The sequence below is a fragment of the Achromobacter sp. Root170 genome (genome assembly GCF_001428165.1).
GTDB classification, from domain to species: domain Bacteria; phylum Pseudomonadota; class Gammaproteobacteria; order Burkholderiales; family Burkholderiaceae_B; genus Achromobacter; species Achromobacter mucicolens.
In genome coordinates this window covers 128,342-144,176 of record NZ_LMHN01000002.1, presented here as the reverse complement: position 1 = coordinate 144,176, position 15,835 = coordinate 128,342, and the positions used below count along the sequence as shown (strand labels likewise).

The 15,835-nt window shown below is 65.2% G+C and carries 18 protein-coding genes; 12 read left to right on the top strand and 6 right to left on the bottom strand.

The window, feature by feature from the left end; all coding sequences use genetic code 11:
- Window positions 1–9 precede the first annotated feature (9 nt).
- The 4 genes from ASD87_RS26545 to ASD87_RS07000 all read left to right on the top strand — a co-directional run bounded on the left by ASD87_RS26545 (window position 10) and on the right by ASD87_RS07000 (window position 3,872).
- Window positions 10–1,179 (top strand): CMD domain protein, encoded by a 1,170-nt coding sequence (locus ASD87_RS26545; RefSeq protein WP_082586218.1) that lies wholly within the window; start codon window positions 10–12, stop codon window positions 1,177–1,179.
- A gap of 153 nt (window positions 1,180–1,332) precedes the next feature.
- Entirely contained in the window at window positions 1,333–2,181 is an 849-nt protein-coding gene (locus ASD87_RS07010; RefSeq protein WP_056319153.1) for an SAM-dependent methyltransferase, read from the top strand.
- Between the two features lie 24 nt (window positions 2,182–2,205).
- Entirely contained in the window at window positions 2,206–2,760 is a 555-nt protein-coding gene (locus tag ASD87_RS07005) for an SMI1/KNR4 family protein (protein ID WP_082586217.1), read from the top strand.
- Window positions 2,761–2,816: 56 nt separating this feature from the next.
- Window positions 2,817–3,872 (top strand): RNA methyltransferase, encoded by a 1,056-nt coding sequence (locus ASD87_RS07000; protein WP_056319148.1) that lies wholly within the window; start codon window positions 2,817–2,819, stop codon window positions 3,870–3,872.
- A 21-nt stretch (window positions 3,873–3,893) separates the two neighbouring features.
- Here the strand turns inward: ASD87_RS07000 and ASD87_RS06995 are convergent, their stop codons facing one another.
- Together ASD87_RS06995 and ASD87_RS06990 are read right to left on the bottom strand one after the other, a co-directional pair.
- Complete coding sequence (locus ASD87_RS06995; RefSeq protein WP_056319144.1) at window positions 3,894–4,685, bottom strand: IclR family transcriptional regulator; 792 nt, start codon at window positions 4,683–4,685, stop codon at window positions 3,894–3,896.
- Window positions 4,682–5,314 carry a flavin reductase family protein gene (locus tag ASD87_RS06990; protein WP_056319142.1) on the bottom strand — a complete coding sequence of 211 codons (633 nt, stop codon included), beginning with the start codon at window positions 5,312–5,314 and terminating at the stop codon, window positions 4,682–4,684. Before ASD87_RS06990 ends, ASD87_RS06995 begins: the two co-directional genes overlap by 4 nt.
- A 243-nt stretch (window positions 5,315–5,557) precedes the next feature.
- Here ASD87_RS06990 and ASD87_RS06985 point away from each other — a divergent pair, with 243 nt between their 5' ends.
- The 6 genes from ASD87_RS06985 (at window position 5,558) to ASD87_RS06960 (ending at window position 10,353) form a co-directional block, all read left to right on the top strand.
- Window positions 5,558–6,526 (top strand): tripartite tricarboxylate transporter substrate binding protein, encoded by a 969-nt coding sequence (locus ASD87_RS06985; RefSeq protein WP_056319140.1) that lies wholly within the window; start codon window positions 5,558–5,560, stop codon window positions 6,524–6,526.
- A gap of 121 nt (window positions 6,527–6,647) precedes the next feature.
- Window positions 6,648–7,028 (top strand): RidA family protein, encoded by a 381-nt coding sequence (locus ASD87_RS06980; protein WP_056319137.1) that lies wholly within the window; start codon window positions 6,648–6,650, stop codon window positions 7,026–7,028.
- 12 nt (window positions 7,029–7,040) lie between these two features.
- Entirely contained in the window at window positions 7,041–7,913 is an 873-nt protein-coding gene (locus tag ASD87_RS06975) for an amidohydrolase (protein ID WP_056319133.1), read from the top strand.
- The gene (locus tag ASD87_RS06970; RefSeq protein WP_056319131.1) at window positions 7,910–8,776 is read left to right on the top strand and encodes a fumarylacetoacetate hydrolase family protein; all 867 of its coding nucleotides are present in this window, start codon (window positions 7,910–7,912) and stop codon (window positions 8,774–8,776) included. Before ASD87_RS06975 ends, ASD87_RS06970 begins: the two co-directional genes overlap by 4 nt.
- A gap of 9 nt (window positions 8,777–8,785) precedes the next feature.
- Entirely contained in the window at window positions 8,786–9,568 is a 783-nt protein-coding gene (hpaH, locus tag ASD87_RS06965) for a 2-oxo-hept-4-ene-1,7-dioate hydratase (RefSeq protein WP_056319129.1), read from the top strand.
- An 8-nt stretch (window positions 9,569–9,576) separates the two neighbouring features.
- Window positions 9,577–10,353 (top strand): aldolase/citrate lyase family protein, encoded by a 777-nt coding sequence (locus ASD87_RS06960; RefSeq protein WP_056319127.1) that lies wholly within the window; start codon window positions 9,577–9,579, stop codon window positions 10,351–10,353.
- Window positions 10,354–10,454: 101 nt separating this feature from the next.
- On the opposite strand, the gene ASD87_RS27585 is transcribed toward ASD87_RS06960, so the two are convergent.
- The 3 genes from ASD87_RS27585 to ASD87_RS06945 all read right to left on the bottom strand — a co-directional run bounded on the left by ASD87_RS27585 (window position 10,455) and on the right by ASD87_RS06945 (window position 12,285).
- Window positions 10,455–10,814 (bottom strand): hypothetical protein, encoded by a 360-nt coding sequence (locus ASD87_RS27585; protein ID WP_369818506.1) that lies wholly within the window; start codon window positions 10,812–10,814, stop codon window positions 10,455–10,457.
- Entirely contained in the window at window positions 10,814–11,419 is a 606-nt protein-coding gene (locus ASD87_RS06950) for a hypothetical protein (RefSeq protein ID WP_056319122.1), read from the bottom strand. Before ASD87_RS06950 ends, ASD87_RS27585 begins: the two co-directional genes overlap by 1 nt.
- Before the next feature lie 116 nt (window positions 11,420–11,535).
- Complete coding sequence (locus ASD87_RS06945) at window positions 11,536–12,285, bottom strand: SDR family oxidoreductase (RefSeq protein ID WP_056319119.1); 750 nt, start codon at window positions 12,283–12,285, stop codon at window positions 11,536–11,538.
- A gap of 219 nt (window positions 12,286–12,504) precedes the next feature.
- Between ASD87_RS06945 and ASD87_RS06940 the strand changes: the two genes are divergently transcribed.
- Together ASD87_RS06940 and ASD87_RS06935 are read left to right on the top strand one after the other, a co-directional pair.
- Window positions 12,505–14,262: a DUF4157 domain-containing protein gene (locus tag ASD87_RS06940; protein ID WP_056319117.1), complete on the top strand. Its 1,758-nt coding sequence runs from the start codon at window positions 12,505–12,507 to the stop codon at window positions 14,260–14,262.
- A 45-nt stretch (window positions 14,263–14,307) separates the two neighbouring features.
- Window positions 14,308–14,730 (top strand): hypothetical protein, encoded by a 423-nt coding sequence (locus ASD87_RS06935; protein WP_056319114.1) that lies wholly within the window; start codon window positions 14,308–14,310, stop codon window positions 14,728–14,730.
- A 32-nt stretch (window positions 14,731–14,762) separates the two neighbouring features.
- Here the strand turns inward: ASD87_RS06935 and ASD87_RS06930 are convergent, their stop codons facing one another.
- Window positions 14,763–15,791 (bottom strand): NADP-dependent oxidoreductase, encoded by a 1,029-nt coding sequence (locus ASD87_RS06930; RefSeq protein WP_056319111.1) that lies wholly within the window; start codon window positions 15,789–15,791, stop codon window positions 14,763–14,765.
- Window positions 15,792–15,835: the final 44 nt, after the last annotated feature.

Sequence of the window (15,835 nt, the reverse complement as noted above, 5' to 3'; positions counted from 1 at the left end):
ACCTCCTCAATGGCACAACAACCGATCGTCTACGACATCAGCAAAGACATCGTCGACCAGCTCGTGGGCCTGGCGCCCGGCACCCAGACCTTTGACGTGCGCCACAAGCGCGACAAGGTCGCCGCCGCCACGCAAGGCAGCTACGACGCCCTCTTCGACCCCGCCCTGCCCGGCCTGCCGCTGGCCGACCGCCTTCTGGTCGCGCTGTACGCCACGCGCATCACGCCGTCGCCGCTGTTGGCCGCGCACTATCGCGCCCGTGCAGTTGAGGCCGGCGTGCCGGCCGCGGACATCGCCGTCGCCGAATCCGGCAAGCCGGCCGATGCCGCCGACCCCCGCCTGGCCGCCATCCTGGAATTCACCCGCAAGCTGATCGAAAAGCCGGTCGAAGGCGACGAAGCCGCATTGAAGACGCTGCCGGCTGCGGGGGTGTCCACCCCGGCCGTCGTCACGCTGTCGCAACTGATCGCGTTCCTGTCGTATCAGACGCGCCTGGTGGCCGGATTGGTCGCGATGAAAGCGGCTGAGAGCCTGGGGTCTGGCGCTGCTGCCGCCGATGCCACGGCCGTGATCAACCCCGGCAACACCGAACCCGGCGCCGTCATCAAGGCCCATGGCTTCACCAACGAGGTCCTGGAATGGAAGGCGTGGCTTGACGTCGTCAACGTCGACACCGCCACGCCCGAACAGATCGCCGTCCTGGAAGAAAGCCACCCCAAGGCCAAGGTCTCGGACTATTACCTCTTCCTGGTCCACCAGCCCGAAATCCTGCGCCAACGCTCCACGGCCTTCAACGCCATCATGTACGCGCCGGGCGGCCTGTCGCGCGCCGAGCGCGAACTGGGCGCCACCGTGGTGTCGCGCGTGAACGGCTGCGTGTACTGCGCGTCGGTGCACGCGCAGCGGTTCGAGCAACTGGCCAAGCGCAATGACGTGATTGGGCAGGTGTTTGAGAATCCGGTCACGGCTGGCACGACCAAGCGTGAACAGGCGATTGGGAAGTTCTCGATCCAGATTACCGAGGCGCAGGCCGACGTCAACGCGGCCAGCATCCAGGCGCTGAAGGATGTGGGTCTGAATGACGGCGAGATCCTGGATCTGCTGCATTCGGACGCGATCTTTGCGTGGGCGAACCGGTTGATGCTGAATTTGGGTGAGCCGGAGCTTGTAACGGTCTGACGGGCAGCTCTACATTCAGCCGGTGTCTGACACCCGCGTACGCTCGCTTAGGCTCCCTCGCCTGCGCATACGGGTGTCAGACACTCGGAGGGTTAAACTGTCCTTCCTGCACATACACGCGCCCCGCCCCAGCGGGGCGCTTTGCCTTTCCCCATGTCCGAAAAAACCCACGACATCCGCCCCGGCCAGTCGATCGAACTGCTCAAGGCCCTGCACATCCTGACCCGCGACGGCAAGATGAACCAGGACAGCCGCCGCAAATTGAAGCAGGTTTATCACCTGTTCCAGTTCATTGAGCCGCTGCTCAAGGATGTCCAAGACCAACGCGGCGCCGTTACCCTGGCCGACCACGGCGCGGGCAAGTCGTATCTGGGCTTCATCCTGTATGACCTGTTCTTCAAGGATCAGCCCGAGGCGCTGAAGAACGGCTCCCATATCTACGGGATCGAAACCCGCGAAGAACTGGTGAAGTCGTCGGAAGATCTGGCCAAGCGGCTGGGCTTTGGCGGCATGTCGTTCCTGAACCTGTCGGTGGCGGAGTCGATTACCTCGGACAAACTGCCCGCGTCGATAGACGTGGTGACCGCCCTGCACGCCTGCAATACGGCTACCGACGACGCGATTCACTTTGCGTTGGAGAAGAAAGCCAAATACATCGTGGTCGTGCCGTGCTGCCAGGCCGAGGTGGCTTCGGTGCTGCGCAAGAACAAAGCGAAGGCGCTGGCGGATCCGTTGGCTGAGATCTGGCGGCATCCGCTGCACACGCGGGAGTTTGGTAGCCAGATTACGAATGTGCTGCGATGCCTGCAGCTTGAGGCGCACGGATATCAGGTCAGCGTGACCGAACTGGTCGGCTGGGAGCATTCGATGAAGAATGAGCTGATCATCGCGCAATATAAAAACCTGCCGACGCGCAAGCCCGCGCAGCGCTTGACCGAGATGCTGGATCGGATCGGGCTGCAGGAATTGAAGGATCGGTTTTTCTTGCCGCAAGCTGCGTAATACTGAAAAGGACCGCCTGCGGCGATGAATTTTTCCCATTATCTTGATCGGCTACGTGCGGTGTGCGATGCGCATGGCCACGCGCTAGACCTCAACCCAGGTGCGGCGGAATCGGGGCTTGAAGCGGTCGAGGCGGAACTTGGTTTCCCCATCTCTGCGAACGCCAGGCAGGCTTGGCTTCTGGCCAATGGGGCCGAGCGCGATGTGCCGGTATTCATGCGTCCGGGCTATCTGACGGCCTATGATTTTCTGCCGCTGGAAAAGGCGATTGCAGGACGAGCACGGATGGCGGACCGCGCGCCGCGATATGCCGGATATAAGGAACCGGAACCGCGCGATGCGCGCATCAGGGACGGCTGGTTTCACCCGGGCTGGCTCCCCTTCGCCAACTTTGGCGGCGCAACGATGCTGCTGATGGTCGACCACTCCCCGAGCGAATCCGGCACACCGGGGCAGATCATCGCATTCACCCATGACCCGGATCAGATCACGTGGGTGGCGCCAAGCTTCACCGCGCTACTGACGGGATCAATCGCTGAGATCGAAGCCGACCCCGAGGAATTTCTGGGGGATTTTTAAGGCTGGGCTCAGACGCCCCCAGCCCATTCCCACGACCGAAGTAAAATCCGCTCCCCATGCGCTTCTCTGACTTCGACCAACGCCTCGCCGCCCTCGGCGCGCTGCCCGTTCACCGCGGGCGGGTCATGCGCGTCTGGCTGCAAGGACAAGCGCTCGACACCGGCACGCGGCGCCGTAGCGCGGAGCATTTTCTGCCCCTCGCGGTTCGCGATGCCGTGCCCGCGTTGACGGCAGAACTGGACGGCCTTGCGCGCATCCGCTCCGAACATGCCGGCAGCGACGGTTCGCGCTTGCTTGTCGAACTGGCCGACGGGCAGATGGTGGAAAGCGTGCTGTTGCCGCGCGACGGACTGTGCGTGTCAACCCAGGTCGGTTGTGCGGTCGGCTGCCGCTTCTGCATGACCGGCAAGAGCGGCTTGATTCGTCAGGTCACCAGCATGGAAATCCTTGCCCAGGTCGTGCTGGCGCGGCGTCAGCGTGCGGTGAAGAAGGTCGTCTTCATGGGCATGGGTGAACCGGCACACAACCTCGACAACGTGCTGGAAGCCATCGACCTGCTGGGCACCGAAGGCAATATCGGGCACAAGAATCTTGTGTTCTCCACCGTGGGAGACCAGCGCGTGTTCGACGCGCTGCCGCGGCAACGCGTCAAGCCTGCACTGGCGCTGTCGCTGCACACGACCAAAGCCGAGTTGCGAGAGCATCTGCTGCCACGCGCGCCCAGGATTTCGCCGGAAGAACTGATCGAACTTGGCGAGCGATATGCTCGCGGCACCGACTATCCGATCCAGTATCAATGGACGTTGCTCAAGGGCGTCAACGACGGCGACGACGAACTCGATGCGGTCGCGGATTTGCTCAAGGGCAAGTACGGCGTGCTCAACGTCATTCCGTTCAATAGCCTTGAAGGCGATACCTACCAGCGCCCCGATGCCGAGCGCACCCGCGAAATCGTCCGCTATCTGCACAGCCGTGGCGTGCTGACCAAAGTCAGGAATAGCGCGGGGCAGGATGTGGACGGCGGCTGTGGCCAGCTGCGCGCGCGCGCCGTGGGCGCGGAGAAGGTGGTCGAACTGCGCCGCACGCGCGCCGCCAGACCGGCCGCCGCCTAGTCAGCCTTTCGGGCGGGCCTGTCACGCCCGAGCCGATACCTGTCCCCACCTTGCCGCAATCCCGGCCACCGCCTGCCTCATCCGGTCCACGACCTCTCCGAACCTCCCGGCCCCCAACCGCTCCGCCATCGCTGTCACCGTAATCGCCCCCAGCGCTTCCCCTTTAGCCGACATGATCGGCACGGCTACCGCACTGGTCCCTGGCATCAGGCCCACGGGCGCATGTGCCAAGCCCTCGCGGCGCGCCGCATCGACCCGCGCGATCACATCCTCTACCCGCTCGCCCAACACCTCCAACCGCGCCGCATTACTGCGGACCAGCCGCGTGCTTTCGTCTGCGTCCAGGCTGGCCAACAACGCCACCCCGGAGACCCCCACCCCAAGCGGTCTGCGAACACCCACCTCAATCGACAACACCTGTATCGGATGCCTTCCCGTGCGGCGCCCAATGCAGATCGAGTCATGTCCATGCCGGATGCTTAGAAACACGGTATCCCCGACTTGATCCGCAAGCTCCGCCATATAGGGATCGGCCAGCGTCAACAACGGGAACCGCCGCGTTCGCGCCAGCCCGAGCAAGGTGATTTCCTGGCCAATCAAATACCGGCGCGTCTCCGGGTCCTGTTCTACCGCCTCTTCCTGCACCAAGGTCTTGAGCAGCCGATGCACGGTCGGCCGGTTCAGGCCGGACATGCGCTCCAGGTCCACCAAACGCACGCCCCGTTCCTGCCCGCACGCGATCAACCGCAGTAAAGCCAATGCGCGCCGGACGGTCTGGGCGCCGGTCGCGCTTTTATCCTCGGAGCCGCTCATGCGGCCTCCGGTTTCATGACGGACTTTGCCGTTTGGGCGATGCCGCGCTTGGTGATGATTTCGCCCAGCGATGCATAGTTTGGCCCGCCGATGCGGCAGATCGGGCGCAGTGTTGCGGTGTCGATCTTGCCGTCTTGCATCAGGCCCTCGCGGATGTGGAACATCACCACTTCACCCACAAAGAACTCGGCGCCGGTGTTGCCAAACGGCGTGACGCTGTGCAGCCGGCATTCCAGGCTGATGGGCGCGGCGGCCAGGCGGGGGGTGGCGACCACCACGCCGGGGATGACGGGCAGGCCCAGCAAATCGGCTTCGCTGACTTCGGGCGGATGTTCCTGAGCGCTTTCGTGCAAGGGGTCCAGCAGCGTTTCGTCGGCAATGTTCACGACGAAATGACCGTTGTCCATGATGTTGCGGCCGGTGTCTTTGCGCTGGCCGGCCTTTCTGCCGATGTTCACGCCAATCATGGGCGGCTGGTTGGAGACGAAGGTGTAGCAACTGAAGGGGGCCAGGTTGACGACACCGTGGGCGTTGACGCTGCTGATCCAGGCGATCGGCCGGGGCACGATGATGCCGCTCATCAGGCGGTAGGTCTGCTCGGGGTTCAGGTCACTGGCGGGAAAGTGCATGGTCGTCTCGCTCCGTAGTCCGGATATTGAACATCAGTTTAAGGGGCGCGTCCCTGCGGACTTCGTGCGCCGAGCGTCATTTTCCCGTGAAGCAGGGGCCGATCGAAAGGAGCGCCTGACCCAGCGTTCCAAAAGAGTCCAATATCCGGACCTTTTTGAAAAATTGCCGTTGTTCAGCGCGGCGCAAATTCCTAGAGTGTCAACAAACAAACAAAACGCGATGACACGCACAGGAGACTCACCATGAACCGCACCGCGCTCCGCGCCTGCGCCACAGTGGCGCTGACCGTACTTACCTCGATGGCGCACGGCGCCTGGCCCGACAAACCCGTGAAGATCGTTGTGCCCTACCCGCCCGGCGGGAATGTGGATGTGGCGGCACGGCTGATCGCGCCGGGGTTGCAGGCGGCGCTGGGACAGCCGTTCATCGTGGAGAACAAGCCGGGCGCGGGCGGCATGATTGCCGGCGAGCAGGTGGCGCGGTCGGAACCGGATGGCTACACGCTGTTCATGGCGGCCAACGGTCCCCTGCTGTTTTCGCCGCTGATCTTCAAGCGCGACGCCTACAAATGGGACCGGGACTTTGCGCCGATCAGTTCGGTGTCCTATACGCCGCTGGTGTTGCAGGTGCGGCCGGAGCTCAAGGCCAAGAATCTGGAAGAGCTGCTGGCGCTGGCCAAGAAGGAGCCGGGCAAGCTGAACATGGCATCGCCCGGCGCGGGGACGACGAATCACCTGGTGAGCGAACTGCTGCAGTCGCTGACCGGGGCGCGCTGGACGACAGCGCAATACAAGGGCAATGCACCCGCGACGACGGATCTGCTGGGCGGCCAGGTGGATTTCAATTTCGACCAGATTTCGGTGGCGTTGCCTTACGTCAAGGAAGGCCGGTTGCGCGCGCTGGCCGTGACCACGGCCAAGCGCGTGCCATCGATGCCGGACGTGCCAACGTTTGCGGAAGCCGGCGTGCCGGGCATGGAAGCGGCGACCTTCACTGGATTGCTGGCCCCGAAGGGCACGCCGCCCGAGGTGCTGAACAAGCTGAGCGAGGCGCTGACCACGATCCTGGCGCAGCCGACGATCATCCAGCGCTTTGACGATCTGGGCGCACAGGCGCGCGGCAGCTCTCCGGAAGAATTCACGCGCTATCTGGCCGCGGAAGATGCGCGGTGGACGCCGATCATCAAGCGCGCCGGCATCACGGCGAACTGAGCGGCAGCCAGAGCCGACAACTGACCCGACAACTGAGCAGCCAGCCCGGCAGCCCACTGAATCCCGGGGTGCGGCAACGCCGGCCCCCTTCCCCGACACTTCGACTGAGACGGAAAACGCCATGAGCAGACGCAGCATCTATGCCGAAGGCTTCAGCCACAAGAACCCCATTCCCGCCGCCTGCCGGATCGGGCCCATGCTGTACTCCGGCAGCATCCAGGGCACGGACCCCGCGACGGGCGGATATGGCGACTCGCTGGAACGCCAGTGCGAGCTGATGTTCGATCACGTGCGCCGCATCGTGCAGGCAGGCGGCGGTTCGCTGGATCACATCGCCAAGATGACGGTGTGGATGCGAGATCGCAGCCAGCGCGCGGCACTGAACGCGGTGTGGCTGCAAGCCTTTCCGGATGCGCAGAATCGTCCGGCGCGTCACACCATGCAGGCGGACCTGGATGGCGACAAGCTCATCGAGTGCGACTTCGTGGCCGTGATCGAATAAAGGAGCCGGACGATGCCGCAATATCAAGCCTTCAATCCCAACCCGACCGCGCCGGCCTATCGCCTGCCGCCCGGATCGTGCGATAGCCAATTCCACGTGTTCGGCCCCGCCGACCGCTACCCGGTGCGCCCGGGCGCGGCCTATGAGATGCCTAGTGCGACCATCGAGACGGCGCTGGGCCTGCACCGGCTGCTGGGCATCCAGCGCGGCGTGATCGTGCAAGCCACCACGTACGGCGCCGATCACCAGGTGGTGCTGGACGGCCTGGCCGCGGCTGGCCCGTCGTATCGCGGCTGCGCGAATGCCGTGGTGCTGGCGGAATGCGACGACGCCTATATCCAGAAGCTGCACGACGCCGGCGTGCGCGGTGCGCGGTTCACGCGCCAGGGGCTGGGCATCAGCATGGCGCCAAAGGTCTTCGACCGCGCCATCGCACGCATCCGCGAGCTGGGCTGGTACGCGAAGTTCCAGCCCGAACCTGACGGCATGATGGCGCAGGCAGCACAGTTCGAGAACCTGGACATCCCTGTGCTGCTGGACCACATGGGCCGGGCGGACCCGGGCGCGGGCGCCGCCGACCCCACGCGACGCTTGCTGGAGTCGCTGCTCTCGCGCGGTAACTTCTGGGTGATGCTGTCGTTGACGGAGAAGATCTCGCGCACGGGAGAGCCCTGGGACGATGTGATCCCGCTGGCTCAGGCGCTGATCGCCGCGAACCCGGACCGCGTGGTGTGGGGCAGCGACTGGCCGCATCCGGTGTCGGTGAAAGCCACGCCCAACGAAGGCCGGCTGCTCGATCAGTTGGCGCGCTATGCCGGCGATCAGGCCACGCTCAAGAAGATCCTGGTCGACAACCCCGCGCACCTTTTTGGATTCGACGAATGAAACTGCTCAGTTTTACGCATGATGGCCGGGCGCGCTTTGGCGCGCTGCGCGGCCAGGACGAGATCGTAGCGCTGGACGGCCACGGCCACGACAGCTTGCAGGCCGCGCTGGAAGCTGGCGATCTGCCTGCGCTGGCGCGCCTGGCCGAGTCGCTGCCCGCGACGCACCGGCTGGATCAGGTGCGTCTGCTGCCGCCCATCCCCGCCCCCGAGAAGATCATCTGCGTGGGCGTGAACTACGGCAAGCGCAACGAGGAATACCAGGACGGCAGCGCGCCGCCGGCCTATCCCAGCGTATTCCCGCGCTTTCCAGGATCTTTCGTGGGACATGGCGAACCCTTGCTGCGCCCGCCGGAGTCCGAACAGCTGGACTACGAGGGCGAGATCGCCATCGTGATCGGCAAGGCCGGCCGCCGCATTGTCGCGGCAGACGCGTGGAGCCACGTCGCGGGCCTAACGTGCTTGAACGAAGGCACGGTGCGAGATTGGCTCAAGCACGGCAAGTTCAATGTGACCCAGGGCAAGAACTTCGACGCCAGCGGTTCAATGGGACCGTGGCTCGTGACCGCGGATGAGTTCGATCCGGCCGCCCCCCTCACGGTCAGCACGCGCGTGAACGGCGAACTGCGCCAGCAGGACACGACCGAGAACCTGATGTTCCCGTTCGCCGAACTGATCCGCTACATCTCGATCTGGACCACGCTCAAGCCAGGAGACGTGATCTCGACCGGCACGCCGATTGGCGCGGGCGTGCGCTTCACCCCGCCGCGCTTCCTTAAACCCGGCGACGTGGTCGAGGTGGAAGTCGCCGGCATCGGCGTCCTGTCCAATCCCGTGGCCGATGAACCGGCCGTGTCCGCATAAGGAGCCGACATGCTGAATGAAAAAGACCGCGACCGCGCCGCGAGCCTGCTGCTGGAAGCAGAGCGCAGCGGCGTGCCCACCACGCAACTGGACCAGGTCTTTCCGGACATCGAGATCGCGGACGCCTACGCGATCCAGAAGCGCATCATTGACGACAAGCTGGCTGCGGGCGCCAAACTGCGCGGCCACAAAATCGGCCTCACGTCCAAGGCGATGCAAAGCACCGTCGGCATCGACGAACCGGATTACGGACATCTGCTGGACACGATGTTCTATCAGGACGGCGAGACGATCCCGACCGACAAGCTCATCGTGCCGCGCGTCGAGGTGGAGCTGGCGTTCGTACTGGGCAAGCCGCTGCGCGGGCCGGACGTGAGCCTGTTTGACGTACTGGATGCCACGGATTACGTGGTGCCGGCGCTGGAGCTGATCGACGGACGCAGCAAGTATCCGCGCCGTATCGTCGACAACATCGCCGACAACGCCGCATGCGCCGGCATCGTGTTGGGCGGCCGGCCCGTGCGTCCGATGGACGTGGATCTGCGTTGGGTGGGCGCCCTGCTCTTGAAGAACGGCGTGATCGAGGAATCGGGCGTATCCGCCGCGGTCCTGGGGCATCCGGCGCTGGGGATTGCGTGGCTGGCCAACAAGCTGGCCCTGCACGATACGGGCCTGGCTGCGGGGCAGATCGTGCTGGCGGGGTCGTTCACCCGCACGGTCGCAGTCAAGCGGGGCGACACGCTGCATGCCGACTACGGCAAGCTCGGCAGCATTTCGGTGCATTTTTCCTAGGACAAGACGTGGAACTTCCGATCAATACGTTCAAGCGCGCGCTGCGCGAACAGCGTCACCAGACGGGGCTTTGGGTCACGCTTGCCCATCCGAACAGCACCGAACTGGTGGCGGCCAGCGGCTTCGATTGGCTGCTGCTCGACACCGAGCACACGCCGGCGCTGTTGCCCACCGTCATGGCGCAGCTGCAGGCCGCGGCGGCATATGGCAGCCATCCGGTCGTGCGCCCGTCGTGGAACGACAAGGTGCAGATCAAGCAATACCTGGACATTGGCGCGCAGACGCTCTTGCTGCCGTACGTGCAAAATGCGGCGGAAGCCGAAAGCGCCGTGGCCGGCATGCGCTATGCGCCACGCGGCGTGCGCGGCGTAAGCGGCACCATGCGCGCCACGCGTTACGGACGCGTGCCCGACTACATGCGCCGTTGCGAGGAAGAGCTTTGCCTGTTGGTTCAGGCCGAGACCGGCGAAGCCCTGGAAAATCTTGACGCCATCATTGCGGTGGACGGCGTGGACGGTGTGTTCATCGGGCCAGCCGACCTGGCGGCGAGCCTGGGATATCCCGGCGAGCCGCAGCATCCCAACGTGGTGGCGGCCGTTGAACAATCCATCCGCCGGGTGCGGGCGGCGGGCAAGGCGCCGGGCGTGCTGACCACGGATGAGACGTTGGCACGGCGCTACATGGCTGCGGGAAGCCTGTATACGGCGGTGGGCGTGGACGCGGCGATCCTGGCGCGCCACTGCGATCAACTGGCGGCGCGGTTCGCGGCCACCGCGTCTGAATAGGGTCGTTTCAATTTCGCGGGCCTCTGGCGTGCCGCGCGCACGCCAATCGCCTGCCCATCAAGCGCCTGCCCGTCAACCGCCTGCCAATCAATCGCTTCCAATCAATCGCCCGAGCTTCGGCGCAGCCGATCCGTCGACTCCTTGTTCAAGCGCTTCGCTTCGTCTTCCGCGTAGCCTTCCTCGCCTGACTCGTACTGACCTTCGTACATGCAGCTGCTGCGCAGCATTCCGCACTCGCCAACGACCGAGGAACAGCCGGCATTCAACGCAGCAAGAAACAACAAGACACTGCAACGGCCTAACGTTTGAATCGACATATCGCTCCTTGAATGGGTCTGTAGCGCCGGTGGGTCCGGCGCAGCAATGCCGTTCAGCATGGACGAAGAAACGAGGGTCCGCAACACGTTGCGTATCGAATTGTCTCTGGCCGCAGGCAGGTTAACGGCGCGGCGATTCGCCATCAAAGATGCCGATGACTGCAGCCCATCACCTGCCCTGTCAGCTCGCCAATCAACCGCGCCAGGCCTTGCGCGCTTTCCCGGTCCAGCCCTTCACAGCGCACCATTCGAAACCCCATGGCCAGGCTGTAGTGCCAGTCCAGCTCAAGAATTCGGTAGCTGCGTCCGCTCTGTTCGCAGTGCCATTGCGCGGCCGGGTTCTCGTAGGCTTGGCCGATGAAGTCCACATGCGAGTCGGCCGGCATGGGAGAGGCGGGTTCGTTCGATCCCGGGGGGCTGGGTGCGCATAGATTCTCGCCGACCATGACGCGCGGGTTCGCGCCGTCAAACGCCAGCAGCAGGACCGGGAAGTTCCGGGGATCGGCGTCGTAATCGTCCCTGACCACGGCGCTGAGGTAGGGCCGGGCCGCCGGACCGAGACAATACTGGACGCTATGCCAAGCCGCGTCGGCTTCGTCGAAGCTGTCGCGGCTGGCGCTGTAGGGAATGCCGTCGCCTTGCGCGGGCAGGACGTAACCGCCTTCCAGCAGCCGCGCTTGCAGGGCGGGCCAATCCGGCGCCGCCAGATGGAAATCGCGGGGGAAGATAAATTGATGGTGTTCAGACATGACCGGTCATCCAGGCGCTGGGAGGGATGGCGCGAAACCGGATGAGGACCGATTCACGCCAAAGCGACGAAGCCGCAGTATTACAGAAACTGCCCGGCGCCACGGCGTGTTTGTCATCATTTCACCGCCGCGTTTCCCCCGTCGGCAAACAGCGCGGAGCCGGTGACGAAGCTTGCCATCGGGCTGGCCAGGAACAAGGCGGCCGACGCAATTTCTTCTGGCCGCGCAATCCGCTTCATGGCGTGCAATCCCGCCGCCCACTCCTTCTGCGCGGCGTCTCCGGCCATCGCCGTGTCCACACCGCCCGGCATCAGCGCATTTGCCCGGATGCCTTTGCCGCCGTAGTCCGCGGCGATGCCGTTGACCAGCCCCATCAGCCCCGCCTTGGCCGCGCCGTACGCCGCCATGCCGGGCAATCCGGCGCTGGTGCCCACGAAGCTGGACGTGAAGATGATGGCGCCACCACCTCGGGCCAGCATGGCGGGGATCTGATGGGCGCTGCCCAGAAAGGCAGCGGTGAGATTCACGGCGATCGTGGCTTGCCAATCGGCAAAGCTGATGTCGGCCAGCGGGCCGATCGGGCCGGTGGCGCCGGCGTTGTTGAAGGCGATGTCCAGGCCGCCGAAGGCGTCATTCGCCTCGGCAATCAACCGCGCGTGCGTGTCGGGCTGGCTGGCGTCGCCCGCGACGGTACGCACCCGCCCGCCCCGGTCGCGGATGCTGGCGGCCACGGCGTCCAGGGCCGCCTCGCCTCGGGCATTGAGCACGACGTCGGCACCTTCGGCACTGAATAGCAATGCGGCGGCGCGGCCGATGCCGGACGATGCGCCGGTGATTAGGGCGACCTTTCCTTGCAAGAGGGGCATGATGTTTGTCCTGAGTGAATAGCGTGCCGCCATTGTCGGAACCGTGCGCCGCAGCGGCTATCCGGTTCTTGCGCTCTCCTGTTTGCAGGTGGGTGCGCGCGCCCTGAAAAAGGCGCACAATAATCCGCGTTGCCCGCCTGAGATCGCACCCCCCTGCCGGGCCCAACACCGCATGTTGAATTCCCGGCTTTCGACAGGCCGAACGAAAGGAGCGACCTCATGCGCGCTTTCGTACAGAAGCCCAAAGCGGCTTTTCACCCCGCACCGGCCGAACGGCGCGCACGAACCGCAGCGGCGCATCCCCCCGATGCCCGCCTTGCCATGTCACGGTCAGGCGATGCATCGGAGCAGGAAGCGCAGCGGGCGTCCGAACAGGTGATGCGCTTCCCACGGCTCGACCCCGCGCAGGGCTTTTCGCCGATCCCCCTGCACCCCGTCGACGCGCGCAACGCGGCATCGATGACCGACCCGTTGCCGCTTGCCAACGTGCTGGCGGCCGGCGGCCATCCCCTCGACGCCGATACCCGCGCATTCATGGAGCCGCGATTCCAGAAAGATTTCAGCAACGTCCGGCTGCATTCGGACGCGCGGGCTGGCGCATCAGCCCGCGCCGTCCAAGCCCGCGCATTCACCGTCGGCCATCACATCGTCCTAGGACCAGGCGAGTACGCGCCCGGCACCGCCGCGGGCCAAGCGCTGTTGGCGCACGAACTCGCGCATGTGGTCCAGCAGTCGTCGATCAGCGCGCACGGCCCTCGCCTGTTGCAGCGCGAGCCCAGCGGGCCGACGTACGGCAATCTGCCGCGGGACGCGCCCGCGTTCGGGTCGTCGCGCAACGTCATCAAGCTGCAGAACGTAAACGGCACCTGGCGCGAGGTCGGCGGAAAATACGGCAGGACGGCGCGTGGAAATTATGACTTTGTCATCAAGGACGGCGAAATCTACGCGGTCAAAGCCAAGAACACGATGAACCCGCTAGGCCACACCGAGGCGGCGCGCGGCGGGCGCGTAAATTGGGCGGGACAGGTGGAATTCGAGGCGGGCAAGGTCAAATCCTGGAACGACGGATCGGGTCACTACCGGTCGTTGTCCAGCATGCGTGAGCCCGCTGTGCAGGCCGGATTGCCCGACGAAAAGTTCATCCAGCATCCCGAAACCGCCGTGCGGCCTCGCCCCAAATCGTCCTTGCCGCAACTGCCTGTCGAACAGCCCGCCACCAAGCCTCGCGTGCCCGGCGAAGCGCCGAAGGTCGGCTCGGGACCGCCCCGCATGGCGGAATTGGAAGCGCGGTATGGAAAGGCGCCCACCGCGGTGCCCGCCACCGCCGCCAGTACGGTCGTGGCCGAGGAAGCCGGTTCACTTCTGAAGGTTTCGGGCCGTACCGCTTCGGCGCTCGGCAAGATCGGCAGCGCCGCGGGCTGGGTCGCCGACTTCCTGATGCCAGGGCCGCAGGACGCGATCATGCTGATGGTGCAGTTCGCTATGACGTATGCCGAGGCGCAGGAAGCGGCGCGCGCGGAAGGGATGCGCACGGGCTTTGGCCATGGTCTGGCAGCCGGGTTGCTGCGGTTGAGCCGCAGCTGGATACGCGAGAACCTGGCGCCGAAAGTCATCAGCCGCAGCGTCGCGAGCGAGGTGGCAGCCACCACCGGGTATCGAGAGAAAGGGGTGGTGCAAGGGCTGGTGGCGGGCATTTCGTTTGCCGAGCGGCTTAATGCCGATCAACGCAAGGCGATGCTGAAGGAAGGCACGCGCGCCATGCGCGCCAAAGGCGACGATGTGACCCTGCGTGCGCGCTGGGAGCGCGGTTATACCGCCTACGACATCATCGACCTGTCCGTGGCGCTGGCGCCGCGCATCGATGAAATCCTGGAGGAAGCGCGCAAGAACGAGGAGCTGCGCCAGGCTGCCGAGAACTGGGAAAAACTGAAGAAATATGGCCCGCTGATGCCTTTGGCGCCCTTGTTCGAGCAATAGCGGCTGTGGCATATTTCCCGTGCCCAGCCCGCCCGGTTTCCCTTCATGCGCACCCCACCCGATCCCTTCGCCCCACCCCGCAAGCAGCGCGCCGCGAAAACCAATTCGCTGCTCTGGATCCTGGAGCCCTTGGCGCGCGACGCCGGCTACATGCATCGCAAGATGTTCGGCGCCGACGCGGCCTACCTGGACGGCTTGCTGTATCTGATCGTCGCCGACCGCGACGATCCCTGGAACGGGGTGATGGTCAGCACGTCGCAGGACCGCCACGCGGCGCTGCTGGCGGACATTCCCGAGCTGCTGCCGCATCCGGTGCTGGGCAAGTGGCTGTATCTGCCGCAGTCGAGCGAATCCTTCGAATCGACCGCGGCCACGCTGGCGGCGTTGGCGCTGGCGCGGGATCCGCGGATGGGGGTGGCGCCCAAACCCAGGGCGCGGCGCAGCAAGGCGCGCACCATCGGCCAGTAAACCCCCCCGGCACCCGCGCCACGCGCCGCGGGTCAGTCACCCACCCGCACCACCAGCTTCCCGAAGTTCTTTCCTTCAAGCAGACCGATCAGCGCTTCGGGCGCCTGTTCCAGCCCGTCGACAACATCCTCACGCCAGCGCAGCTTGCCTTCGCGGATCCACTGCCCTGCCACGCGCAGGAATTCGTCTTCCTGTTCCTTCGGAAAATCGAACACGATAAACCCTTGCATCGTGATGCGGCGCGACAGGATCTCGCGCATGGTGGCGGGCAGGCGGTCCGGGCCGCGGCGGTCCGCGGGGCTATCGTTGTAGTTGGCGATCAGGCCGCACACCGGCACCCGGGCAAAATCGTTCAGCAGCGGAAGCACGGCGTCCCACACATGGCCGCTGACGTTTTCGAAGTAGACGTCGATGCCGTCGGGGCAGGCCTCGACCAGCTTCTGCGCAAAGTCGGGCGCGTGGTGATCCACGACCACGTCAAAGCCCAGTTCCTCTTTGACGAACGCGCACTTTTCGGGCCCGCCCGCGATGCCCACGACGCGCGCGCCCTTGATCCGCGCGATCTGGCCAACCACCGAGCCCACGGCGCCGCTAGCAGCCGCAACGACCACGGTTTCGCCCGGTTTGGGCTGGCCGATGTTGAGCAGCCCGACGTACGCCGTGAGGCCGGGCATGCCCAGCACGCCCAGCGCCGTCGACGGCGGCGCAATCTCCGGATCAAGGCGGCGCAGACCGCTGCCGTCGGACAGCGCGTAGCGTTGCCAGCCGGCAGACGACAGCACGATGTCGCCCTCACGCCAGTCGGGATGGCGGGACGTCTTTACCCGGGCAACGGTGCCGCCGACCATGACGTCTCCGATTTGCATGGGCTCGGCGTAGGATTTTTCGTCGCTGACGCGCCAGCGCATGTATGGGTCCAGCGACAGGGTCTGGACTTCCAGCAGCACCTGGCCGTCGGCCGGTTCGGGAATGGGCGCGCGCTCGACGCGGAAATCAGTGGCCTTGGGGCGGCCAACCGGCCGGGATGCGAGAACGACGCGCAGATTCTGGGGGTGTGTCATGGATGGCTCCTTGAGTTGAGTCGGACATTTCGCGACAAGGGTCA

Bases quoted from the DNA above. Each gene is read 5' to 3' on its own strand.
- ASD87_RS06930 (WP_056319111.1), bottom strand. From the start codon at position 15,791: ATGACACACCCCCAGAATCTGCGCGTCGTTCTCGCATCCCGGCCGGTT.
- ASD87_RS06995 (WP_056319144.1), bottom strand. From the start codon at position 4,685: ATGAGCGGCTCCGAGGATAAAAGCGCGACCGGCGCCCAGACCGTCCGG.
- ASD87_RS07010 (WP_056319153.1), top strand. From the start codon at position 1,333: ATGTCCGAAAAAACCCACGACATCCGCCCCGGCCAGTCGATCGAACTG.
- ASD87_RS06975 (WP_056319133.1), top strand. From the start codon at position 7,041: ATGCCGCAATATCAAGCCTTCAATCCCAACCCGACCGCGCCGGCCTAT.
- ASD87_RS07000 (WP_056319148.1), top strand. From the start codon at position 2,817: ATGCGCTTCTCTGACTTCGACCAACGCCTCGCCGCCCTCGGCGCGCTG.
- ASD87_RS06950 (WP_056319122.1), bottom strand. From the start codon at position 11,419: ATGTCTGAACACCATCAATTTATCTTCCCCCGCGATTTCCATCTGGCG.
- ASD87_RS06945 (WP_056319119.1), bottom strand. From the start codon at position 12,285: ATGCCCCTCTTGCAAGGAAAGGTCGCCCTAATCACCGGCGCATCGTCC.
- ASD87_RS06990 (WP_056319142.1), bottom strand. From the start codon at position 5,314: ATGCACTTTCCCGCCAGTGACCTGAACCCCGAGCAGACCTACCGCCTG.
- ASD87_RS06970 (WP_056319131.1), top strand. From the start codon at position 7,910: ATGAAACTGCTCAGTTTTACGCATGATGGCCGGGCGCGCTTTGGCGCG.
- ASD87_RS07005 (WP_082586217.1), top strand. From the start codon at position 2,206: ATGAATTTTTCCCATTATCTTGATCGGCTACGTGCGGTGTGCGATGCG.
- ASD87_RS06980 (WP_056319137.1), top strand. From the start codon at position 6,648: ATGAGCAGACGCAGCATCTATGCCGAAGGCTTCAGCCACAAGAACCCC.
- hpaH (WP_056319129.1), top strand. From the start codon at position 8,786: ATGCTGAATGAAAAAGACCGCGACCGCGCCGCGAGCCTGCTGCTGGAA.
- ASD87_RS27585 (WP_369818506.1), bottom strand. From the start codon at position 10,814: ATGGCGAATCGCCGCGCCGTTAACCTGCCTGCGGCCAGAGACAATTCG.
- ASD87_RS06940 (WP_056319117.1), top strand. From the start codon at position 12,505: ATGCGCGCTTTCGTACAGAAGCCCAAAGCGGCTTTTCACCCCGCACCG.
- ASD87_RS06935 (WP_056319114.1), top strand. From the start codon at position 14,308: ATGCGCACCCCACCCGATCCCTTCGCCCCACCCCGCAAGCAGCGCGCC.
- ASD87_RS26545 (WP_082586218.1), top strand. From the start codon at position 10: ATGGCACAACAACCGATCGTCTACGACATCAGCAAAGACATCGTCGAC.
- ASD87_RS06985 (WP_056319140.1), top strand. From the start codon at position 5,558: ATGAACCGCACCGCGCTCCGCGCCTGCGCCACAGTGGCGCTGACCGTA.